The sequence below is a fragment of the Rhizobium ruizarguesonis genome (assembly GCF_017357285.1).
Lineage (GTDB): Bacteria > Pseudomonadota > Alphaproteobacteria > Rhizobiales > Rhizobiaceae > Rhizobium > Rhizobium ruizarguesonis.
The window spans coordinates 3575758-3596228 of the sequence record NZ_CP071678.1 but is presented as its reverse complement, the minus strand read 5'-3'; the positions used below and the strand labels follow the sequence as shown (position 1 = coordinate 3596228).

Here is a 20471-nt window from a genome sequence, read left to right as displayed (position 1 = left end):
GCTCAAGTCTCCCTGATGGATATCGCGGAAATCTGGCGGCCGTAATCCGGCTCCTTGCGATGTGTCGTCCTGCGGTAGGAAAAGAAGCGCTCGCTATCCGGATAGGTGCAGAGGCCGAGGCTTTCGGCACGCACGCCGGCTTTCGTCAGCCGGTCGACGGTCAACGCCGGCAGGTTGAACATGGCATGGCCGGGCGTCGCGGAAGGCACAAAAAAGCGCACGTCCTCCGGGTTTTCGGCGACGAAACGCTCGACGAACTCGGGACCGACCTCATAACTTGCCTGGCTGATCGAGGGGCCGAGGCAGGCGACGATGCGAGCGCGATCCGCACCCAGCGCCTCCATGGCGGCGATGGTATTTTCGAGCACGCCCGTCAGCGCGCCCTTCCAGCCGGCATGGGCTGCGCCGATGACGCGGTTATCGGGATCGGCAAAGAGGATCGGCCCGCAATCGGCCGCGAGCACGCCAAGCGCGATACCAGGGGTGTGCGTTACCATCGCATCGGCGTCAGGGCGGGCGCCGTCATAATCGGCACCGACCACCACGACATCGGGAGAATGGACCTGATGCACGGTTGCCAGCCGCTCGACCGACAAGCCAAACCAGGCGGCGACACGGCGCCGGTTTTCGAGGACCTTGTCACGTTCGTCGCTGGAGCCGAGGCCGACATTGAGGCCACGATACAGACCTTCGGAAACGCCGCCGGCCCGCGTGAAATAACCGTGCCGGATGGTGCTACCCGCCGCTTCGTTCAGCAGCGCGCTTTCGATCGGTGCGGGAGAGGCCGCGTCCTGCATCTGTGATTCCGGGGTTTTCGAGGGGTTTGTTACTATCCCAAGCGCATCGCATATGCGGCGCGCTTCAAGTTCTTGTTTCGCGCCGATGTTGAACCAGCCGCGTGCGCCCTGTCAATCCACCGGACGAAAGGGCATGAGATCGATGGCGGGATGGGAGACCGCCATCACCTTGAAGAGTTCGCCCATCCGGCCTTCACCGGCGCCGGCAAGCCTTTCGACCGCCGCCTGGATGACCTGCTGGGTTTGCGGCTCGCGATCGCGACCGAGGGCCGCCGCACGTTCGAGAATGCCGAGGCCACTTAGAAAATCACCTTGATGCAGGGCGCCGTTCAGATGGAGGCCGGCCGCAAGCGCCGTTTCGGCGAGCTGCTGGAAGTCGACATGGCTTGTTAGATCGGCTTCACCGGGATGGGCGAGCGGCGGGTCGAATTCATGCATGCGCACGGCTTGGAGCGTATCGCCGAAGCCGGTGACGAGATGGCCGTAGTCGATCGTAAGCGCCGTGCCGCCGAAGACGCGCAGCCGCTCGCAGATTGCGATCATCACCGCCTGGCGGGCCGGCGAGATTTCAAAGAGGGTGCCGACCGGCACGTTCTGCACCGGTTCGGGAAGAAGCGCGGGATCGAGGCCGGCGACGCCGGCGGCGAAGGTCAGCTCGCCATCGGCGTCGATACCGACCATGCGCTCGCGGAAACCCGTCGGCATGCGGACGAACTGGCGGATCGGGATGGCGTCGAAGAGTTCGTTGGCGGCAATCAGCGTGAAGCCGGGCGGCACTTCGTCGAAGCCATTATGCCAGGCGATTTTCTCGCCGTAAGGCTCGAGTGTCTGGCTCTGGACGTCGCGCAGGCGCTCGCTGGTTTCGACGAGATGCACGCTCATCGCATCCAGGAGTGGCGGGGCGATGCGGGAGATGACGCGTAGCATGTCAGCCATCATCGTGCCGCGGCCGGGGCCGATCTCGACGAGGCGCACATCAGTCGGTGCGCCGTGGCGCTGCCAGGCATGGACGAGGAAGACGCCGATCATCTCGCCGAAGATCTGGCTGACCTCGGGCGCGGTGACGAAATCGCCGGAACGGCCGAAGGGCTCGCGCGTCCGGTAATAGCCGTGTTCGGGATCGGCGAGGCAGAGCGAGAAATAATCGGTGACGCTGATCGGGCCGTTGGCCTGGATGATCGCCTTGATCTTTTTGCCGAGAGTGGTGGTCATGTCGCGCGTCCTGCCGTTTTCAAAGCTGCAGCGCAGCCTGGCGGCGGGCCCGCAGCATCGCCCAGAGGCCGAGCAGGATCATCGGGGAGGAGAGCACCATGCCCATGGTCAGCCAGTTCGTGCCGAGGAGGTAACCGAGCTGGGCGTCGGGCTCGCGGAAGAATTCGACGAAGATGCGCGACAGCGCATAGCCGCAGACGAAGACGCCTGTGATGAAGCCGGGGCTTTTCAGCGCGCGCATGCCGTAGACTAGGGCGGCCAGCACCACGAGCAGAACAATGCCTTCGAGGCCGGCTTCGTAAAGCTGGCTTGGGTGGCGGGCGAAGGGACCGCCGGTCGGGAAGACCACGGCCCAGGGCACGTCGGTCAACCGGCCCCACAGCTCGCCATTGATGAAATTGGCGATGCGGCCGAAAAACAGACCGAAGGGAACGACGGTGGCGACGATGTCGAACAGGCTCCAGATCGGTATGGCGTTGCGGCGCGCAAAGAGGATCATGGCAATCGTCGTGCCGGTCAGGCCGCCATGGAAGGACATGCCACCGTTCCAGATCTCGAGCGCACGGACGGGACTGCGCAGGACGGCGGGGAGATCATAGAAGAAAATATAGCCGAGACGGCCACCGAGGACGACGCCAAGCGCTGCCCAGACGATGAAATCGTCGAGCTGCGTCCTTGACATCGGCGAGACGTTGCCGGGCCAGAGACTTTCATTGGCGGCAAGGCGGCGCGCATAGGCCCAGCCGAGCAGGATGCCGGCGACGTAGGCGAGGCCGTACCAGTGAATCGCCAGCGGACCGATCGAAAAGGCGATCGGATCGATATCCGGGAAAGGCATGATGGCAAGGAGATCGGCTGCTATCGGCAAGGTTTTCCACCTGTTGAGTTGGGCGGAACATGCCGCTGCGATCCCGGACGGTCAAGTCCATTGTTCGTGATGGCTCGTTCCCGGCCGGCGCCGGCAAGCTTATCCCGTGCAAAGCGCTTGCATCGTCGGTGGCGAAGCCCTACCTCAATTCCTGAGGCCCCGAAGGGCTGAATTCACCTCATGCGAAGGGAGAAAAACGCCATGACGACCGGAACGAACCGTATCATGGACGAATTCGCCAAGCTGATGACCGATGCGGCCGGTGCCGCCCAGGGCGTCCGCAAGGAGATCGAAACCGCCGTCAACGCCCAGGCCGAGCGTTGGCTGAACAGCATGGACATCGTCAAGCGCGAGGAGTTCGAGGCCGTGCGCGAGATGGCGATCAAGGCACGCGACGAGAACGAGGCGCTTGCCGCCCGCATCGCAGCGCTCGAGGCGAAGCTTGCCGGCGAGGGCGCTTAAGTCCCGGTATGACACAGATGCGGCGTTGCCTTCATGCCACACGCCGCATCTTCCGTAAAAAAACCAGGTGAGTTTTCCACCTGTGGACACTGCCAAAAAAGCCAATTCGCAGAGTCGCTTATTCTCCCTTCTGAATTGAATTTCGAAGCGCCTTTCCACAGTGGCCGGTCCTATTTTCCCTTCAGGGGGCTGGCAGGGGGCAAGGGGCGCTATACACTGATTTTAAATGATGATTCGAAGCGACTTGGTAAGCTCCGGGCAGGTTATCTGCGTTAAGTCTGGCAGCGGTTCAACGATCATCCGAGTGGTGTTTCCGGTATTTGCGTGTGTCTTTTCTTGTGTTCGTACACGAAGTTAGGCCGCATTCGTTCCGGTCAAGAAGGTGCTGCATGAACCTGATGGAATTGGAAGTCGAGCGTCAGTCGAACCCGGTCGATATGATCGAGTACGTTGCCTCCAACAACGACTGGTCGTTCGAACGGTCCGGCGAGGACGAGATCGCGATGACGGTCGAGGGTCGCTGGACGGACTATCACGTCTCCTTCTCCTGGATGGAGGAATTCGAGGCGCTGCATCTTGGCTGCGCCTTCGATATCAGGGTTCCCGACATCAGGGTCAACGAGGTGGTCAAGCTGCTTTCGGCGATCAACGGGCAGGTGCTGATGGGTCATTTCGATCTCTGGCGCCAGGAAGATGTCGTCATTTTCCGCCAATCGCTGTTGCTTGCCGGCGGTGCGGAGCCCACCAACCGCCAGGTGGAGGTGCTGCTTTCCAGCGCGCTCGACACCTGCGAAGCCTATTTCCAGGCATTCCAGTTCGTCGTCTGGTCCGGTATGGAAGCGACGAAGGCGATGGAAGCCGTGCTGTTTGAAACGGTCGGCGAGGCATAAGATGCCGACGACCCCTTTCTCCTCGACACATCCCGTCGTTCTGATCGGCGCCGGAAACATGGGCGGGGCGATGCTCTCCGGCTGGCTGAAAAGCGGCGTTCCGGGCTCGGCCGTCATTGTCGTCGATCCCGGCCCGTCGCCGGCGATGCTGGCGACGATCAGCGAGGCTGGTGCGACGCATCTGACCGCGCTTCCCATGGATTTGAAGGCAAGCGTGCTGTTCCTCGCGGTCAAGCCGCAGGTGATGGAGACGGTGCTGCTGGCGGTGAAAAGTGCGGTCGCGCCGGGCACGGTCGTCGTCTCGGTCGCAGCCGGCAAGACGCTCGATTTCCTTGAGAGGCATCTCGGCAAGGCCGCCATGGTGCGGGCCATGCCGAACACGCCGGCCATGGTCGGGCGCGGCGTCACCGGCGCCTTTGCCAATTCGGGGGTCAGCGATCAGCAGCGCGAACGCGTCCATTCCCTTCTGCGCGTCTCGGGCCCGGTCGAATGGGTGCCGGCGGAAGCCGATATCGATGCCGTGACGGCGCTTTCGGGCAGCGGTCCGGCCTACGTATTCTATCTCGTCGAATGTATGGCGGAGGCAGGCCGTAAACTCGGCCTGCAGGCGGACCTCGCCATGCGTCTTGCGCGGGAAACAGTCGCGGGGGCTGGTGAACTCATGCACCAGTCCCCCGACGACGCTTCGCGGCTGCGAGAGAATGTGACTTCTCCCGGCGGCACCACGGCGGCGGCGCTCGCCGTGCTGATGGCCGAGAACGGCATGCAGCCTCTGTTCGACGCCGCCCTTGCGGCGGCGCGCAAGCGGGCCGAGGAACTGGCCGGCTGACGGAGACCATATGGCAGCAGAGATCAACTACGCCGATTTCGAGCGTGTCGACATTCGTGTCGGCACGATCATCGAGGCCAGTCCCTTTCCGGAAGCGCGCAAGCCGGCAATCAAGCTGGTGATCGATTTCGGCCCTGAGATCGGCGTTAAAAAATCCTCGGCGCAGATCACCGTGCATTACACGCCGGAAAGCCTGCTGGGCCGGCAAGTGCTCGGCGTCGTCAATTTCCCGCCGCGCCAGATCGGGCCGTTCCGCTCGGAAGTGCTGACGCTGGGTTTCGAGGACGAGAACGGCGCGATCGTGCTTGCTGCAGTCGAACAGTCGGTGCCAAACGGCCGAAAGATGATGTGAGCGGGAGCTCACACTTAAAGCACGTCGCGTCGAATCGGATTCATGCAACGCACTTTAAGTCTTTATGCAAGTCGTTATCCCAACACCGCTGCTTACTATTGGGCGACACGCATTAGATCAGGGTGATTTTAGGCCTGATCGGCCTAAAATCACCCTGATCTAAATCAAAGAAATAGAGCATGATGCCGAAAACCGCGCACACTTTTCGGCATCATGCTCTAGTTGTTCGGGGCTTCGCCTGATGCGCCGGCATCGGATCCTCGACGAGGTCTGATTTCCTGCAGAAATGGATTGCTTCGCCGCTCGTCGCCGATGCTGCTGCCCGGGCCGTGGCCGCAGATGAAGCCGACCTCGTCGCCGAGCGGCAATACCTTGTCGCGGATCGAATCGAGAAGCTGCTGATGATCGCCGCCCGGCAGGTCGGTGCGACCGATCGAGCCGTTGAAGAGGACATCGCCGAGATGGGCGAAATTCTGCGCACGGTTGAAATAGATGACGTGGCCGGGGGCATGGCCGGGCGTGTGATAGACCTCGAATTCATGGGCGCCGAAAGAGATCTTGTCGCCGTCCTTCAGCCAGCGGTCGGGCACGACGTTACGCAATCCTGATATGCCGTATTTCGCGGCCTGGGTCTCGATCCGCTGCAGCAGCGGCAGGTCGTCCTGATGCGGGCCGACCACGTCGATGCCGAGAGCTTCCTTCAGCTCGCTGGCACCGCCGGCATGGTCGAGATGGCCGTGTGTCAGCCAGATTTCCTTGATGGTCAGGCCGTTCTGGGCAATCGCCTGCAGGATGAGCGGCACGTCGCCGCCGGGATCGACGACGACGCCTTCCTTCGTATCGGGATCGAAGAAGATCGTGCAGTTTTGCTGGAAGGGTGTCACCGGAATGATGCCGGCCTGGAGCATGCCCATAAGTGCCTCGCTTGGTGTCTCTGCTGCTTCGGGTATAGTCCGAAACCGCGGCAAGGACAGCCGGAATCTTGTGCCATTGGCGGTGTGGCTCACGGTAAAAAGACGGACTGCAACAAGAATTTATGCCCTCTTCGCCATCGTCGCAGTGCGAGAAAATCGAGTTTTTCTCAATTTTTCCAAATATTTGCATGAAATCTCCCGCAAGTAGTGTTTCGCTCGGCGGAGCACAGGGGAACATCGTGGAACCCCGTGCGTTGTCAGCCCATCGAAACCAAGGAGACGCTCACATGACCTTGAAGAGAAACATTCTGCTGGCAGGCGCGGTGCTGATGGCTAGCGCCGGTCTCGCGCAGGCTGAGATGATGGCGACGACGGTCAACGATCTTAACGTCCGCGCCGGTCCGGGCCCGCAATATCCGACGGTCGGCCTTGCCACCCGCGGCTCGACAGCGGTCCTCGACGGCTGCATCGAAGGCAGCCGCTGGTGCCGTGTCGACGTCAATGGCATGCGCGGCTGGGTCTATGCCGATTATCTGCAGGTCGATCAAGGCGGCAGCCCTATCATCGTCGAGCAGCACCGTGCCGAGATCGGCGTTCCCAGCGTGACTTATGAGTCGACCGCGAGTGTCGTGCCGGCCGAGCCACAGCCGGCACCGGGCGACGAGTTGCTCGGCCCCGTCGGGGCGGTCGAGACCATCACCCCGCCAGAGACGGTCCGCACTTATATCGAAACCAATCCGGGCCAGACGGTGCAGCTCGGCGGCGATGTCGTCGTCGGCGCTGAGGTGCCTGACGATGTCACCTTCCAGTCGATTCCCGACTACGAGTACCGTTATACGAGGATCAACGATCGGCCGGTGCTGGTCGATCCCGGTACACGCCGGATCGTCTACGTCTATCAATGACGTGATCGACAGAAACTGAGGCGAGGCGGACGTCGGACCGCCTCGTTCCGGGGCGCTTCTCCCTGCCTTAATCCCGCATCGGTTGATTTTTCTTAACGCTTTCCTCCAAAATATGATAAAATACTAATATGCCGAAGGTTCGGCATGGATCGGCGATCGGGGAGATCGCCAGAGGAGGAAATCATGGAAGCGCTACTTCCGCTCATCACACAATTGATTGCCGGTGCAATCGGCGGCAACGCCGCGAGCGCCGCTTTGAAGCAGCAGGCGATCAACGTCGTCGCCCGGACCATCGCAGGTGCGATCGGCGGTGTTGCCGGCGGTATGCTGCTCAGCATGGTCGGCGGGGAAGCGGCCATGACCGGCCTGATCGCCGACGGCATCGGCGGCCTGATCGGCGGCGGCATTCTCTCGACGCTCGCCGGACTGGTCATGGCACGGGCGCATAGATAAAAGGCCCGACGGGTCTGTGCTACAGCGTCGCGCGTCTTTTGAGACGCGCAAAGGACGCTGTAGCACTTTAAATTGCTGCATAATTTTAGCCTTAAATCGATTCCGATTTAAGGAATTATGCAGTAGCCGGACCGATTGCGTGAGGGGCTTATTCGGCGGCGATCGCCGCCGGATAGACTTCCTTCATGTAGTCGTTCATCAAGCATCATCGCATCGGCGTAGCCTTGGCTTCGGCGACGTGCTTGGAAATGGTGCAGATCGTGTAAAGACCGGCAGCCTTGGAGGTGCAGGGCGCCGTCGTCGGATCGGGACGGCGACATTCGGCGATATCGAGGCGGATGCCCTTCAGCGTTTCGGTCGGGTTGAAATAGCTGCCCCATTGCCAGATGGCGATGGCGACGTTGATGCGGTTGGCCTGCGCCCCCGTCCAGCTGATCCAAAGGAATCGAAGCCATCCCCGAGCTCCTCCGGCGCTTCAAGCGCCGTGCCTGTTGATTGTTGTCCCCATTACGTTTTATCCACAGACGCAAGGGCAAATCGCGAATTGCGTCGGAGTGCCGGACGGGCCTTGTTTTCCGGGGAAATGCCAGGGAAATGAGAGGCCGTGCGGGGCTCCCGCAGAGTTCGCGGAAGCTAATAGCGACGCAAATTTATGTCAATAAAGCTGACATATCTTCGCGAAAGCTTCCGCAGCGCGCGGAAAGAGAAAAGGAAATGCCGAGTGTCACGACAGACCGGCCCGAAAGCAGGCAAGCCAGAGCCGCTGGCCACGCCGATGGAAGATACAGGGATTATCGATTTCGAGATCATCGAGCTGTTCTTCTTCGCCTATCGTGACTTCGTTTCCGATCCTGACGCCATCCTCGAAAAGAGCGGCTTCGGCCGGGCGCACCATCGCGTCGTGCATTTCGTCAACCGCAACCCTGGCATGACGGTTGCCGATCTTCTCGATACCTTAAAGATCACCAAGCAGAGCCTCGCAAGGGTGCTGAAACAGCTGATCGATTCAGGCTATATTCGCCAGGTGGCCGGCCCCGAGGATCGGCGGCAGCGGAAGCTTTATCCGACGAAATCGGGACGAGAGCTGGCGCTTGCCCTTGCTGAGCCGCAATCGCGCCGCATTGAGCGGGCATTCGAAGGGGCTTCTGCGGAGGTGCGGGAGGGCGTAAAAGCTTTCCTCAGCGGAATGCGGGACAGACAGAGGGCGGATTGAATGGCGGTCAAGACAGGTATTTCCGACGATGCGGCGCACTTGCTGGTGGTCGATGACGACTCCCGCATCCGCGCGCTGCTCAATCGTTATCTCGCCGAGAACGGCTTCCGCGTTACCGTCGCCGCCGACGGCGCTGAGGCGCAGCGCAAGCTCACTGGTCTGGATTTCGACCTCATCATCATGGACGTGATGATGCCTGGCGAATCCGGCATCGACGTCACCCGCGGACTTCGCGCCATCAAGAACGTGCCGATCATCATGCTGACGGCGCTGGCAGAATCGGGCAATCGCATCGAAGGCCTCGAGGCCGGCGCTGACGATTATCTCTCCAAGCCCTTCGACCCGCGCGAGCTGGTGCTGCGCATCAACAACATCCTGCGTCGCAATGCGGGCGGCGAGGGACCGAAGATCGAACAAGTGATGTTCGGGCCCTACACCTTCTCGCTGACCCGCAAGGAGCTGAAGAAAGCCAGCGAGGTTATCCGGCTCACCGACCGCGAGCAGGAGATCATGCTGCTCTTTGCACGGCGTGCCGGTGACACGATCCCCCGCCATGAACTGATCGGCAACGATACCGAAGTCGGCGAGCGGACGATCGACGTGCAGATCAACCGGCTGCGGCGTAAGATCGAGGATGATCCCGCCAATCCCGTCTGGCTGCAGACCGTGCGCGGCATCGGATACAGGCTGAGCATCGACTAAACTCAAGGTTCGGGACCGGCGCTGATGGTGACGATCGACAGCTTGCGGCGGGAAGACCGCACTTCTGCGCCGGGCTGGCGCTGGGTCGTCCGCTGGCTGCGCCGCCGGCTGCCGACCGGACTTTACGCGCGCTCGCTGCTGATCATCATCATTCCGATGGTGCTCTTGCAATCCGTCGTCGCCGCCGTCTTCATGGAGCGTCATTGGCAAATGGTGACGGAGCGGTTGTCGCTTGCCGTCACCCGTGACATCGCCGCGATCATCGAGATCATCGAGACCTATCCGCAAAATTCGGACTATAGCGAGATCGTCCGTATCGCCCGCGACCAGCTCAGCCTGCAGATCTCGATCGAGCCGGATGGCGACCTGCCGCCACCGCGCGTCAAACCGTTCTTCTCGATCCTCGACGGCATCCTCAGCGACGAGATCACCGACGAGATCCACCGGCCCTTCTGGATCGACACGGTCGGCAACTCGAACCTCGTCGAGATCCGCATCAAACTCGACAACAAGATCCTGCGGGTGCTGACCAAGCGCAGCCAGACCTATGCGTCGAACACTCATATCTTCATCGTCTGGATGGTCGGGACCTCGCTGGTGCTGATCGGCATCTCGATCCTTTTCCTGCGCGGGCAGATCCGGCCGATCCTGACCTTGGCGCGAGCGGCTGAAAGTTTCGGCAAGGGGCAGAAGCCCGATAATTTCTATCCGCGCGGCGCCGACGAGGTCAGGCGTGCCGGTCTTGCCTTCATCCTGATGCGCGAGCGAATCGAACGGCAGATCGAGCAGCGCACCGCGATGCTCTCCGGTGTCAGCCATGATCTGCGCACCATCCTCACCCGCTTCAAGCTGCAACTGGCGCTCGCCGGCGACAATCCCGACCTGCATGGTCTGAATGACGACGTCAACGACATGCAGACCATGCTGGAAGCCTATATGGCCTTTGCACGCGGCGAGGTCGAAGAGGATGTCGGCGAACTCAAACTCAGCGAGATCTTTGCGAAGCTGGAATCCGATTTCGCCCTGCATGGCAAAAAATTCAGCTATTCCATCGAAGGCGATGACGACATATCCGTCCGGCCGAACGCCTTCATGCGTCTCGTCACCAACCTTGCCTCGAACGCGCGTCGTTATGCCGATAGGCTCGACATCGAGGCCAAGCACAATGCCAAATGGCTGACCGTCATCTTCGACGATGACGGGCCGGGCATTCCGGAAAAGAATCGCGAGGACGTGTTCAAGCCATTCTTCCGGCTGGATACGGCGCGCAATCTCGATGCGTCGGGCACCGGGCTCGGCCTTGCGATCGCCCGCGACATCGCCCGCAGCCATGGCGGCAACGTCACGCTCGGCGACAGCCCGCTCGGCGGACTGAGGGCAACGATCCGCATTCCGGCCTAAAGCATGTCGCGCAAAAGTGTGCAGCGGTTTTGCGCTAGCGACGTGCGTAAAAACAAAGACCTAGAGTGCGAGGAGCGAATCTGAAAGATCGCGACGCGCTTTAGGCACGGGCCGCCGTCAGCTTCACGGCTTTGCGCGCATCGAAATCGTCCAGGTGTTCGACGATCCAGCGCCAGAGCGCGGCGACCTGCATGAGGAGGTCGCGTCCGAGCGGCGTCAACTCATATTCGACGCGCGGCGGCACTTCGGGATAGAGTGTGCGGATGATGAGGCCATCTCTTTCGAGGGTGCGCAGCGTCTGCGTCAGCACTTTCTGGCTGATGCCCTCGACCCTTTCCATAAGGCGCGAGAAGCGCAGGGGTGCGCCGGCATCCGAGAGCACATGCAGAATGCGCAGCGGCCATTTCGCCGCCGCCCGCTCGATCAGTTCGCGGGCTCGCGCATCCTGTTCATCCGTCATGCTGCTGCAGAAATCGAACATGTCGCTGGTCACGTTGGTTACCTCAAGGTGTGTATGGATCGTCTGGGTACCTTCTTTCGATCGGATACAGTAGAGCATACATGAGCCGGGAACCAAAGAAGGAGGGTTTCCGATGTCCAGGGTCTGGTTGATAACAGGGAGTTCGCGCGGTCTCGGCCGGGCGCTGGCGGAGGCGGTTCTGGCCTCCGGCGACAATCTGGTGGCGACGGCGCGCGATCCCGGCCAGCTTGCCGATCTTTCCGAGCGGTATGGCGATCAGGTGCTGACGCTGGCGCTTGACGTGACCGACGAGGCGGCGGCAGCGGCGGCAGTCGAGGCGGGTGTGAAGCGGTTCGGGCGCATCGACGTGCTTGTCAACAATGCCGGCTACGGCAATGTCGGCTCGATCGAGGATACCAGCCTTGCCGATTTTCGCGCCCAGATCGAGACCAACCTCTTCGGCACGATCATCATGACCAAGGCAGTCATCGCCCTGATGCGTGGGCAGGGAGCGGGGCACATCATCCAGTTCTCATCCGTCGGCGGCCGGATCGGACCTGCCGGGCGCGGCGCCTATTCGGCGGCGAAATTCGGTGTTGAGGGATTTTCCGAGGTGCTGGCGAAGGAGGTCGCGCCATTCGGGATCAAGGTGACGGTGATCGAGCCCGGCGGCTTCAGGACCGATTTCGCCGGCTCCTCGACGGTGCTTGCCGAAGGGCGGCAGGACTATGCGGAGACGGTCGGCGCCACGGTGCGCTTCCAGCGTGAATACGATGGGCGCCAGCCCGGCGATCCTGCCAAAGCGGCTGCGGTCGTCATCCACATCGCCGGTCTCGAAGAGCCGCCGTTGCGGCTGCTGCTCGGCAGCGATGCGGTACGCAATGTCGAAAAGGCGGATGCGGCGCGTATCGAAGCTGATCGGATGTGGCGCACCGTGAGCGTCTCGACCGATTTTGATACCGAGGCCGAGTCCATGCCCCAGATCAGGATGATTTTAGGCCAGATCGGCCTAAAATCTGAATCCTGATCTAAATCAAAGAAATAGAGCATGATGTCGCCCGAAAACCGCGCACACTTTTCGGCATCATGCTCTAGGAAAAGAAGGCCGGTTGACCCATGCAAAACAAAAGCGCCGCTGAAAAGCGGCGCTTTGCATCAGGGATATTCGACGATTCAGCCGGCGGTGCAGAAGTGGCTGCGGCCGTCATTGCCGATATAGGTGCCGCTGCGCGGATCGAAGGAGCGGTAGCGGTACGAGCAGTAACGCTGCCATTGCGGTGACCAGGGCTCCACCGCCGTGCGAACCGGTTCGTAATATTGCGGCTGATCGACATAGACGCGGCGCGGGGCGCGATAGACTGGAGCGGGCTCGTAGTAATCCGGCTCGTAGGCTGGGTCGATGTAGCGACGCTCTTCGTAAACCGGACCATTATTGGCGTTGGCGATGGCAGAGCCGACGATCAGGCCGGTGGCCAGGCCGACGGCGCCGCCGACCCACGCATCGTTGTTGCCGTGATGATTGTCGTGGCGCCAGTGGCGGTCGCGGGCCGACGCTTCACCGATCGCGGAAAGCGTGAGTGCAGCAGCGGTTGCCGTCAGCAGAAGGGTCTTGGCGAGCCTGTTCATAAGCAAAAATCCTAATCCCGGGAACCGAACGCCGGTCCCTTTCTCGATGGTCACAGCAGTAAAGATTTGTAGCTGAACGAAGGCTGAACGACAAAACCCGGCATTGCTGCCGGGCTTCAACTCGAACTCGCCAGCCTTGTTAAGGGTTCAGCCCGCAATCTGCAGATTGACGGCCTTCGGGCCCTTGCCGCGGCGATCCGGCTCCGTGTCGAAGCTTACCTTCTGGTTTTCCGTCAGACCGGCCAGGCCGGAGGCCTGAACGGCAGAAATGTGAACGAAGATATCGGCGCCGCCCCGGTCCGGCTTGATGAAGCCGAAGCCTTTGTCGGTATTGAAGAATTTTACAGTGCCAGTCTCTGCCATGCGTCAGGTCCTTTTCTCTCTGCCCGCCATCCACACGGGCAGCATCATAGCATTGCCTCCCTTGCAGGAGGCGTTGGCAGGCAATTCTTGAAATTTGAGAAAAAGGTCCCCTCTACCTCGGCCTGTTCCAGGCAGGACTTTCGCCCGCCATTTTCGGAACCGGCTGACCGGAATATTAGCGTTCCCGGCGCGCAAATACTTAAGGACTTCCCATGCTCGCAAAATGCCCGAACGCGCTGAGAGTGCTGCGTTTAAAGGATTTTGGCAAGCAAAAGTTTTTTTACGTGTCGTTCCTGGCACACCCCTGCCGATATCCAATTTGCGCAAAAACGCAAAATTTCCTTCGCCGACAGGGAATGATTAACGTTTTATATCGTCAGCAATATAAGTTCCGAGCAGATTTTCCCAAAAATGCAACGTGAACGCGTCTCCCGCATCGGATAAAATTTTTTTCCGATGCGTGACTTACCCAAATTTGGACGCGTGTTCACGCGGCCGGCAGGCGCCGCCGGGTGAATCCGGGTACGAGTTCGACCACAAGCATAGCGATAAACATTAGCGCGCAACCTGCATAGCCTGTTACCGGCATCGTCTCGCCGAGCATCAGGGCCGCAAGCGAGGCACCGAAGAGCGCTTCGGAAGAAAGAAAGATCGCGGCCTGCGAGGGCGTCGTGTAGCGCTGGCCGATCACCTGCAGCACGAAAGCCACGCCCGACGAGAAGATACCGACATAAAGGATCTCCGGCGCCGCGGCCTGTATCGCCGAAAGGCTGACCGGTTCGACGGCTGCGGCAACGGCCAGCGCACAGACCGCGGTGACGGCGAATTGCACGGCGGAGAGCGCGAGCGGCCTTCCGGTCTCCGAAACGGTGGTGCCGGCAAGAGTGATCTGGATCGCCCAGAAGACGGCGCAGACGACGGTCAGCAGATCGCCAGGCGCCATCGCCGAGAGCTGGCCGCCGGACAGGAGGTAGATACCGGTGATCGCCATCAGTGCGCCCGGCCAGATGATCCAATGCGGAGCACGGCGTAGGAAGAACACGGCGATCAGCGGCACGAAAACGACGTAGAGGCCGGTGATGAAGCTGGAATTCGTCACCGTCGTCGTCTGCAGTCCGACCTGCTGCGTGGCTGCACCGCCGAAAAGGGCAAGGCCGATCAGGATGTAGAGCTTGGCATGGCGCGCGCTTGTCTTCTCCGTTGCCTTGCGCGCTTCAAAAAGGACAAAAGGCAGCACGGCCAGGGTGGCGACGGCAAAGCGCAGGCCGATGAACCAGAAGGGGCCAATCGCCTTCATCGCCGTCGACTGCGCGACGAAGCCGCCGCCCCAGATGGCGGCTGCAAGCAATAGAAGGAGATTCGCCTGAACGCGCGTCATGTCGTCCTCGATGGGGAAGGGAGATGTGCCCAAGCGGTTAGCAGTTGCGTTTCCTTTCGGCAAGGGTGAAGACTTCGTGTCGGTTGACGGAGATGAATGCATGCGACGCGAGGAACGGAAGCCGACCGGCGATGCGGCTGCGCCTAGGACGGCAGGTTATTCCGGCACGCCGCTTGTCAGGAAGCTCGGCCTTGCACAAGGGCAGGCCGCCGCCCTTCTCGGCATTCCGGAAACGATCGGTGACATCAATGGTTTCGACGGTTTTGCTTCGGTCGTCCGCGCGCTTCCCGAGACGCCTCAGCGTGCATTTGACTATGTGCATCTGTTTACGACCGAACGGGCGGCGCTGGATGCGGTTGCGCCTGCGCTTTTCCGTGTCCTCAGGCGGGACGGCATGGTCTGGATATCATGGCCGAAGAAGAGTTCACGCGTGCCGACTGACATCTCGGAGGACGTACTGCGGGAGGTTCTGCTCCCAACCGGTCTGGTCGACGTCAAGGTCTGCGCCGTCGACGAGATCTGGTCCGGGCTGAAGTTCGTCATCCGCAAGGAGTTGCGCGGCGCGTTGTGATCGCTCAGCCGTTGCCGCCGTGCGCCGTGTTCGATTTGATCGCAATCTGAAGACGGCAACTATCGCGCAGGGCTGGTCCAGATTGCAGATTATGTATATGGCGGAAGACCGTATCATCAAGTCGAATGCAGCCGGAGCGCGTTCTAATGTATGGCAGATATGTAAAGTATATCACTTTGTGGGGACTTCTTGCGGTTGCCACAGAACCAGCGGATGCCCGCGACGCTATAGATAGTGGAGCAACACAGCTTAGCGGCTCGAAATTCAATTATTCAGTCATTGCTCTAGCTTCCAAAGATCGAAGGATCGAAGTCACTCATAGCGGGGAAAAATACCGTGGCCCGCTAGCGAATATGTCGTTTCGGGATCGTCATTTGCAGGTCTTCGAGATGGTGGCGAGGTTGATCAAAAACAGCTGCCAGAACGGCGTCTCTTCGCTCGGCGATATATGGTTGAGCAAAGACCCGGAACAAGATGTGGATCCGGACGCTAGGCATCCCCAATACTTCATTTGGGAATATAGTTGTAAATAGACGCACGAGTTTGGGGTCCCAGTTCGCTGTCGAGATCGATGACGGCGTTCCATTCCGGGTTGCTAGCCTCGACCTTTAGTCCGTTTCTCATCGTCATCGTGACCTCAGCCGTTGCTGGCTTCCACGCGCGAAACCCTGAGCAGCGCGCCGTTATCCTCGTCCGTCACCATCAGCAGCGCTCCGTCGGGTGCGATGACAACGTCGCGGATGCGGCCGTATTCGCCCTCGAACAGGCGCTCTTCGGCGACAAAGGCGCCGCTATCGTCACGCTGCATGCGCGAGAGCAGTTGGAACTTCAGAGCTGCGACGATGAAATTGCCGTCCCATTCCGGAAACATGGCGCCGCGATAGATGGCGAGCGCGCCGGGTGCGATCGAAGGATCCCAATAATGCAGCGGCTGTTCCAGCCCTTCCTTGGCCGTGCCTTCGCCGATCTCGGCGCCCGAATAGTCGCGGCCATAGGTGATGATCGGCCAGCCGTAATTCTTGCCGGCCTCGGGCTGGTTGATCTCGTCGCCGCCGCGCGCGCCGTGCTCGACGGTATAGAGCTTGCCATCCTTGGCGTCGAAGGTGATGCCCTGCGGGTTGCGGTGGCCTTTCGACCAGATTTCCGGCAGCGCCTTGCCGCCGTCTTTGAACGGATTGTCGGCAGGGATGCTACCGTCGGCATTGATGTGGATGATCGAGCCGGCATCGTCCTGCCAGTCTTGCGAGCGGTCGCGGTCGCCACGGTCGCCGACGCTGATGAACAGCGAGCCGTCACCTGATATCGCGATGCGCGAGCCATACTGGATATTGCCTGAGGTGAAGCGCCGCATGGTGAAAACAGGCGTCACGGCGTGGAGCGTCTTTTCGTCAGTTGAAAGCGTGGCGCTGAAGGCTTCGGTGCCGGAGCCCTGGCTGTTGGCGATGGCGGCGGTGAAATAGAGCTTTCTAGATGTCGCAAAGTCCGGCGCGAGCGCCACGTCCATCAGGCCGCCCTGGCCACGGGCGCTGACCTTGGGCACGCCGCCGATCGGGTCGGAGACCGTGCCGTCGCGGACGATGCGCATGCGGCCCGGCCGCTCGGTGACGAGATAGGCGCCATCGGGCAAGACCTCGACCGCCCAGGGATGTTGGAGGCCGTTGGCGAGCTTGTCGACACGGACCGCGAGATCCTGCGTGTTGATGGTGTCGGCTGCATACGCCGATGCGGTGCCGAACAGGACCAGCGCTGCGGCGAAATGGAAGGCGGACATTCTCTTCATCTTGCTTCCCCGTCGTCTCTCCAGGCTGAACGTGGAGCGGGCAGGGGAGAGCTTCAACCCTCATTCGGTCTGCAATAACGGCTTTGTGTTTACCGTTTGAACCGATCCCGTTGCCTGGCCATCGACCAATTCCGCCTCGAGGATGTAGCGCAACGGCCCGCGTTCCGTCGCGTCGAAGGGCCAGCAGGTGGTCAGCACCAAGTGGCGGCCGTCGGAGGAGGGATCGATACCGCTTGCATCCCACGGGGCGATGCGGCCCTCGCCGGCCTTGAAGGTCAATAGTTTGCCGTCGCGGCGCGTGACTTCAATCGTATCGCCGGGCCTTATATATTGCAGCCAGCGGAAATGCGTGTCGCGATGGGCGGCGATGACGGAGGTGCCTTCCTCGCCCGGTTGCGGCGTGTTGGCGAGCCAGGCCGGACCGAAGGCGAGAGCCTCGCCGGAGGCGCCGGAGAGCACGATCGCCTCCTTGCCGAGGCGCGGGGCGCGCACCTTGGCCTCGGTGGTGAAATCCGCCCAGGGCCAGGGTTTTGTTTCTTCGCCCCGCAATTCGGCAGCGAAGGCGCGTTTCAGCAGAACCTGGGAAAGCTCTGCCTTCGCCTTCAGCAGGAAGCCGTCGCCGATCAGCGCCAGGCCATAGAGGGCAAGGCCGGCGATGGCAAAGGCAATTGCTTTTTCGATCGAGGAAAGGCGCCAGAGGAAGAAACCCTTCTTCTGGCGCATCTTCGGCCGATCATAGGCCGTGGCGGCGGCCATGGCGAGTTCCAGATAGGTCGGAAGCGGCTCGAATTCGGCCGCTTCCTCATTCTGGCTTGCGGAGAGCCTAGAGACCATTTCGCTTGACCCCGACCGCAATAATGCCCTTGAGGCGTCGCCGCCACACGGCAAGCCCGCTTGCCGCCGTCAGCGCCACGAGCAGCATGGTCAGCCCGCGGATGATCTGCTCGTCGGCGGGCGTCGCCGTCTGCGGCAGGTTCACGGTCGCGCTTTTTTGCGCGATCATGGTGGCCGCCTTAGCGGTCGGGGCTGCGGCCATCATGTTTGCGATCTCAGGCGATGCGGCGAGCTCCTGTGTTTCGGCCGCAGCCTGCTCCGGTCCGGGGTTTCCTGTCGGCGTAGCCGAGCCACGGCGCTCCGTGCCGCCAAGAGGGGCGGGGTTTTCGCCGAGGATCTTATCAAAGTCCCAACCTTCCGGCAGGTTGAGCGGCAGCTTGGTCGAGCCGAGCGGCTGGTCGACCGGACGAGACGGAGTGACGTCGACGGCGACCAGGCTGGTGACGCGGGAGACGAGGTGATGGGCGAGCGCCACGGTCTCGATATCCTTGTCGAGCGCGGCCGGATCCTGACGCTCATAGGCGCGGGCCTCGAAATCGTCGATCTTGCGCCGCGCCCAGAGCTTGGAAATGCCGTTCCCGTTGGCGGCATTGGCGATATCCATCTCGACGCGCCAGGGCTGGTCGCCTGTCTTGCCGATGATATGCAGCTTGCCGGCGGGCTGATCGTCAGGCAGCTGCGCGGTCAGCACGACGGGCTCGCCGCTGTAGAGGTCGGGCATCGGGTTCGGCGTGATATCCTCGGCTGCGATGCCTTCGAAGGTTGCGGTGATATCGGTCATGGCTGGGTTCTGCAGCTTGGCGAAAAGCTCGCCCATGCGGCTTGCCACCTGATCGGTCGAGCCGATCGCCGTGAAGGTGCCGCGGCCCATCTCGGCGGCCTTGGTCATGAAATAGGTGTTCGGGGCCGAGCCGATGCCGACGGTGAAGACGCGGGCATCGGCTCGGTTCGCGGTGATTTCCTCAAAAAGCTGCTGTTCGTTGCCGATCGCACCATCCGTCAGGAATACGACCTGGCGCAGCGCTCCGGTTGCGACCGGTCCCTGGTTACGCAGCGCAGCCTGCAAGGCAGGCAGCATTTCCGTGCCGCCGTCGGCTGTCAGGCCTCTGACATAGGCGATCGCCTTTTCGCGATTGTCAGGGGTGGCTGCGACGAGACCCTTGAAATAATCGGTCATCGTATCGTCGAAACGGATGACGTTGAAGCGGTCGTCGGGGTTCAGCTTGGCGATGGCAAGCGCCAGGCTCTGCCTTGCCTGCTCGATCGACGGGCCGGACATGGAGCCGGAATTGTCGATGACGAAGACCACTTCGCGTTTTGCCGGCGGTGCTGCTGCATCCGGGGCCGTGGGCGGGGTGACGAAGGCGAGCAGATAGGTCTTACCATCAATCACTTCGCGGAAGAGGCCGGCACTCAGCATCTTGCCGGGGGCGGCCTTCCAGGTGAGCTCGAAATCCTTGTCGGCGGGAACGGAGTCCGCCTTCAGGCTGATCGTCCTCGCCTGGTCGCCGTCCTGGCTGATATCGACCGCATGGAAGGAGGATTTGACGTCGCCGAGCGGGAAACCGGCCTTGAGGTCTACGGTCAGCGAAACCGGATTGATCCTGGCGTTCTCACGCGGATCAAGCGCGGGGGCTTCGATCTTGTCGCGGTTTTCCACCGGGTCGCGCGGCGTGGCAAAACCAGCGCCGTTGTTGAACTCGACGGTCTGGATGATCGGCGCCGGATTGTAGCGCGGGGCGACGACCATCGGGAAGCGCAGCGAGAACTCGCCGCCCGATTGGTGGATCATCTGCTGATATTCGATCTGGACGACGATGGTTTCGCCGGGGCCGATATTGGCGACCTGGTTGGTGAAGATGTTCGGCCGCTGCTGTTCGAGCAACGCCGTCTTCTTGCCCTCGGCCTTGGCCTGCTCGTAGATCTCGCGGGCTTCCTGGCGCGGCTTGATCTGGCCTTCGATGAAGCGTTCGCCGATCTGCATTTTCAGCGCGTCGACGGCGGAATTATCCGGCAGCGGGAAGACGTAGGTGCCTTCGACCCAACCCTGGCTCGGATTTTGGAAGCGCTGCGTCACCTTCACCCTGGCGATCGGGCCGGAGACATCGATGGCAACATCACTCTTCAGCCGCGGCGCTTCGACATAGAAGCCCGGCTCCTTCGACGGAAAGAGCAGCGAGCCGCTGTTGACGTCGTTCGGCCGGACAAGCGCTGCGAGCTGGACGGATGCCTGCGGCGTCTCGGCGGCGCGGGCGGCGGAGGCAAGCCCCAGCATCGCAGCGATGCAGGCGGCAAAGGCGGTGACGGCAACAAGGACTGAAACGGAAATTCGGCGCGCACGAATGCGCCCTACGGCAAACTCATCTTCCAGAAACATTGGCATACCCTCAATAACCAATTTCGGAGACCGGATGATGCGGCTTCGATCTCGGCGCGCTCGCGACCGAATTGCGGCGTGGCG

General features: G+C 61.4%; 22 protein-coding genes and 1 pseudogene. 11 read left to right on the top strand and 12 right to left on the bottom strand.

The features are described 5' to 3' along the window. Positions 1 to 2: 2 nt before the first annotated feature. The 3 genes from pgeF to lgt form a co-directional block, all read right to left on the bottom strand. Positions 3 to 797: a peptidoglycan editing factor PgeF gene (gene pgeF, locus J3P73_RS17850; protein WP_130692359.1), complete on the bottom strand. Its 795-nt coding sequence runs from the start codon at positions 795 to 797 to the stop codon at positions 3 to 5. A 111-nt stretch (positions 798 to 908) separates the two neighbouring features. Then, complete coding sequence (locus tag J3P73_RS17845; RefSeq protein ID WP_018073978.1) at positions 909 to 2009, bottom strand: class I SAM-dependent methyltransferase; 1101 nt, start codon at positions 2007 to 2009, stop codon at positions 909 to 911. A gap of 19 nt (positions 2010 to 2028) precedes the next feature. Beyond that, positions 2029 to 2877, bottom strand: coding sequence for a prolipoprotein diacylglyceryl transferase (gene lgt / locus J3P73_RS17840; RefSeq protein ID WP_018483220.1), 849 nt, complete (start codon positions 2875 to 2877; stop codon positions 2029 to 2031). Positions 2878 to 3078: 201 nt separating this feature from the next. Here lgt and J3P73_RS17835 point away from each other — a divergent pair, with 201 nt between their 5' ends. From J3P73_RS17835 to J3P73_RS17820, 4 genes are all read left to right on the top strand, one after another. Continuing rightward, positions 3079 to 3339, top strand: a complete 261-nt coding sequence (locus J3P73_RS17835) for an accessory factor UbiK family protein (RefSeq protein ID WP_130692357.1) — start codon at positions 3079 to 3081, stop codon at positions 3337 to 3339. 389 nt (positions 3340 to 3728) lie between these two features. Then, the gene (locus tag J3P73_RS17830; RefSeq protein ID WP_130692355.1) at positions 3729 to 4229 is read left to right on the top strand and encodes a type III secretion system chaperone family protein; all 501 of its coding nucleotides are present in this window, start codon (positions 3729 to 3731) and stop codon (positions 4227 to 4229) included. A 1-nt stretch (position 4230) separates the two neighbouring features. Continuing rightward, complete coding sequence (proC, locus tag J3P73_RS17825; RefSeq protein WP_130692353.1) at positions 4231 to 5058, top strand: pyrroline-5-carboxylate reductase; 828 nt, start codon at positions 4231 to 4233, stop codon at positions 5056 to 5058. 10 nt (positions 5059 to 5068) lie between these two features. Continuing rightward, the gene (locus tag J3P73_RS17820) at positions 5069 to 5410 is read left to right on the top strand and encodes a tRNA-binding protein (RefSeq protein WP_024319540.1); all 342 of its coding nucleotides are present in this window, start codon (positions 5069 to 5071) and stop codon (positions 5408 to 5410) included. A 218-nt stretch (positions 5411 to 5628) separates the two neighbouring features. Here the strand turns inward: J3P73_RS17820 and J3P73_RS17815 are convergent, their stop codons facing one another. Beyond that, a complete protein-coding gene (locus tag J3P73_RS17815) occupies positions 5629 to 6324 on the bottom strand; it encodes an MBL fold metallo-hydrolase (protein WP_130692351.1) in 696 nt (231 codons plus the stop codon). Between the two features lie 287 nt (positions 6325 to 6611). On the opposite strand from J3P73_RS17815, the gene J3P73_RS17810 reads away from it, so the two are divergent. Then, positions 6612 to 7229 carry a DUF1236 domain-containing protein gene (locus tag J3P73_RS17810; protein WP_024319541.1) on the top strand — a complete coding sequence of 206 codons (618 nt, stop codon included), beginning with the start codon at positions 6612 to 6614 and terminating at the stop codon, positions 7227 to 7229. Positions 7230 to 7412: 183 nt separating this feature from the next. Next, a complete protein-coding gene (locus tag J3P73_RS17805; protein WP_003541697.1) occupies positions 7413 to 7682 on the top strand; it encodes a hypothetical protein in 270 nt (89 codons plus the stop codon). A 161-nt stretch (positions 7683 to 7843) separates the two neighbouring features. On the opposite strand, the pseudogene J3P73_RS37630 reads toward J3P73_RS17805, so the two are convergent. Next, a pseudogene (locus J3P73_RS37630) lies at positions 7844 to 8106 on the bottom strand (branched-chain amino acid aminotransferase); the annotation flags it as partial. A 297-nt stretch (positions 8107 to 8403) separates the two neighbouring features. Here J3P73_RS37630 and J3P73_RS17800 point away from each other — a divergent pair. From J3P73_RS17800 to J3P73_RS17790, 3 genes are read left to right on the top strand one after another with little or no spacing between them, the layout of a single operon-like run. After that, positions 8404 to 8895, top strand: a complete 492-nt coding sequence (locus tag J3P73_RS17800) for a MarR family winged helix-turn-helix transcriptional regulator (RefSeq protein ID WP_018073988.1) — start codon at positions 8404 to 8406, stop codon at positions 8893 to 8895. Beyond that, entirely contained in the window at positions 8896 to 9597 is a 702-nt protein-coding gene (locus tag J3P73_RS17795; protein WP_018073989.1) for a response regulator, read from the top strand. It abuts the gene before it with no gap. Between the two features lie 24 nt (positions 9598 to 9621). Continuing rightward, entirely contained in the window at positions 9622 to 10998 is a 1377-nt protein-coding gene (locus J3P73_RS17790) for an ATP-binding protein (RefSeq protein WP_024319542.1), read from the top strand. 100 nt (positions 10999 to 11098) lie between these two features. Here J3P73_RS17790 and J3P73_RS17785 read toward each other — a convergent pair whose 3' ends face one another. Then, complete coding sequence (locus J3P73_RS17785; RefSeq protein ID WP_018073991.1) at positions 11099 to 11557, bottom strand: winged helix-turn-helix transcriptional regulator; 459 nt, start codon at positions 11555 to 11557, stop codon at positions 11099 to 11101. A gap of 34 nt (positions 11558 to 11591) precedes the next feature. On the opposite strand from J3P73_RS17785, the gene J3P73_RS17780 reads away from it, so the two are divergent. Then, complete coding sequence (locus J3P73_RS17780) at positions 11592 to 12485, top strand: oxidoreductase (protein ID WP_018073992.1); 894 nt, start codon at positions 11592 to 11594, stop codon at positions 12483 to 12485. A gap of 146 nt (positions 12486 to 12631) precedes the next feature. Here J3P73_RS17780 and J3P73_RS17775 read toward each other — a convergent pair whose 3' ends face one another. The 3 genes from J3P73_RS17775 to J3P73_RS17765 form a co-directional block, all read right to left on the bottom strand. After that, positions 12632 to 13084, bottom strand: coding sequence for a BA14K family protein (locus J3P73_RS17775; RefSeq protein ID WP_032996031.1), 453 nt, complete (start codon positions 13082 to 13084; stop codon positions 12632 to 12634). A 147-nt stretch (positions 13085 to 13231) separates the two neighbouring features. Beyond that, the gene (locus tag J3P73_RS17770) at positions 13232 to 13447 is read right to left on the bottom strand and encodes a cold-shock protein (RefSeq protein WP_003561293.1); all 216 of its coding nucleotides are present in this window, start codon (positions 13445 to 13447) and stop codon (positions 13232 to 13234) included. Positions 13448 to 13934: 487 nt separating this feature from the next. Further along, positions 13935 to 14825: a DMT family transporter gene (locus J3P73_RS17765; RefSeq protein WP_018073994.1), complete on the bottom strand. Its 891-nt coding sequence runs from the start codon at positions 14823 to 14825 to the stop codon at positions 13935 to 13937. Positions 14826 to 14925: 100 nt separating this feature from the next. Here J3P73_RS17765 and J3P73_RS17760 point away from each other — a divergent pair, with 100 nt between their 5' ends. Continuing rightward, positions 14926 to 15396: a DUF3052 domain-containing protein gene (locus J3P73_RS17760; protein WP_075224515.1), complete on the top strand. Its 471-nt coding sequence runs from the start codon at positions 14926 to 14928 to the stop codon at positions 15394 to 15396. Positions 15397 to 16033: 637 nt separating this feature from the next. Here the strand turns inward: J3P73_RS17760 and J3P73_RS17755 are convergent. Genes J3P73_RS17755 through J3P73_RS17745 form a run of 3 tightly spaced genes read right to left on the bottom strand, consistent with a single transcriptional unit; the run spans position 16034 to position 20387 of the window. Next, a complete protein-coding gene (locus tag J3P73_RS17755; RefSeq protein WP_130692349.1) occupies positions 16034 to 17176 on the bottom strand; it encodes a PQQ-dependent sugar dehydrogenase in 1143 nt (380 codons plus the stop codon). Positions 17177 to 17236: 60 nt separating this feature from the next. Beyond that, positions 17237 to 18010: a class GN sortase gene (locus J3P73_RS17750; protein ID WP_018073998.1), complete on the bottom strand. Its 774-nt coding sequence runs from the start codon at positions 18008 to 18010 to the stop codon at positions 17237 to 17239. Continuing rightward, on the bottom strand, positions 18000 to 20387 hold the full coding sequence (locus J3P73_RS17745; RefSeq protein ID WP_130692347.1) for a marine proteobacterial sortase target protein: 2388 nt from the start codon (positions 20385 to 20387) through the stop codon (positions 18000 to 18002). Before J3P73_RS17745 ends, J3P73_RS17750 begins: the two co-directional genes overlap by 11 nt. Positions 20388 to 20471: the final 84 nt, after the last annotated feature.

Bases quoted from the DNA above. Each gene is read 5' to 3' on its own strand.
- pgeF (WP_130692359.1), bottom strand. From the start codon at position 797: ATGCAGGACGCGGCCTCTCCCGCACCGATCGAAAGCGCGCTGCTGAAC.
- J3P73_RS17845 (WP_018073978.1), bottom strand. From the start codon at position 2,009: ATGACCACCACTCTCGGCAAAAAGATCAAGGCGATCATCCAGGCCAAC.
- J3P73_RS17835 (WP_130692357.1), top strand. From the start codon at position 3,079: ATGACGACCGGAACGAACCGTATCATGGACGAATTCGCCAAGCTGATG.
- J3P73_RS17830 (WP_130692355.1), top strand. From the start codon at position 3,729: ATGAACCTGATGGAATTGGAAGTCGAGCGTCAGTCGAACCCGGTCGAT.
- proC (WP_130692353.1), top strand. From the start codon at position 4,231: ATGCCGACGACCCCTTTCTCCTCGACACATCCCGTCGTTCTGATCGGC.
- J3P73_RS17820 (WP_024319540.1), top strand. From the start codon at position 5,069: ATGGCAGCAGAGATCAACTACGCCGATTTCGAGCGTGTCGACATTCGT.
- J3P73_RS17815 (WP_130692351.1), bottom strand. From the start codon at position 6,324: ATGGGCATGCTCCAGGCCGGCATCATTCCGGTGACACCCTTCCAGCAA.
- J3P73_RS17810 (WP_024319541.1), top strand. From the start codon at position 6,612: ATGACCTTGAAGAGAAACATTCTGCTGGCAGGCGCGGTGCTGATGGCT.
- J3P73_RS17805 (WP_003541697.1), top strand. From the start codon at position 7,413: ATGGAAGCGCTACTTCCGCTCATCACACAATTGATTGCCGGTGCAATC.
- J3P73_RS17795 (WP_018073989.1), top strand. From the start codon at position 8,896: ATGGCGGTCAAGACAGGTATTTCCGACGATGCGGCGCACTTGCTGGTG.
- J3P73_RS17790 (WP_024319542.1), top strand. From the start codon at position 9,622: ATGGTGACGATCGACAGCTTGCGGCGGGAAGACCGCACTTCTGCGCCG.
- J3P73_RS17785 (WP_018073991.1), bottom strand. From the start codon at position 11,557: ATGCTCTACTGTATCCGATCGAAAGAAGGTACCCAGACGATCCATACA.
- J3P73_RS17780 (WP_018073992.1), top strand. From the start codon at position 11,592: ATGTCCAGGGTCTGGTTGATAACAGGGAGTTCGCGCGGTCTCGGCCGG.
- J3P73_RS17775 (WP_032996031.1), bottom strand. From the start codon at position 13,084: ATGAACAGGCTCGCCAAGACCCTTCTGCTGACGGCAACCGCTGCTGCA.
- J3P73_RS17770 (WP_003561293.1), bottom strand. From the start codon at position 13,447: ATGGCAGAGACTGGCACTGTAAAATTCTTCAATACCGACAAAGGCTTC.
- J3P73_RS17765 (WP_018073994.1), bottom strand. From the start codon at position 14,825: ATGACGCGCGTTCAGGCGAATCTCCTTCTATTGCTTGCAGCCGCCATC.
- J3P73_RS17760 (WP_075224515.1), top strand. From the start codon at position 14,926: ATGCGACGCGAGGAACGGAAGCCGACCGGCGATGCGGCTGCGCCTAGG.
- J3P73_RS17755 (WP_130692349.1), bottom strand. From the start codon at position 17,176: ATGAAGAGAATGTCCGCCTTCCATTTCGCCGCAGCGCTGGTCCTGTTC.
- J3P73_RS17750 (WP_018073998.1), bottom strand. From the start codon at position 18,010: ATGGTCTCTAGGCTCTCCGCAAGCCAGAATGAGGAAGCGGCCGAATTC.
- J3P73_RS17745 (WP_130692347.1), bottom strand. From the start codon at position 20,387: ATGTTTCTGGAAGATGAGTTTGCCGTAGGGCGCATTCGTGCGCGCCGA.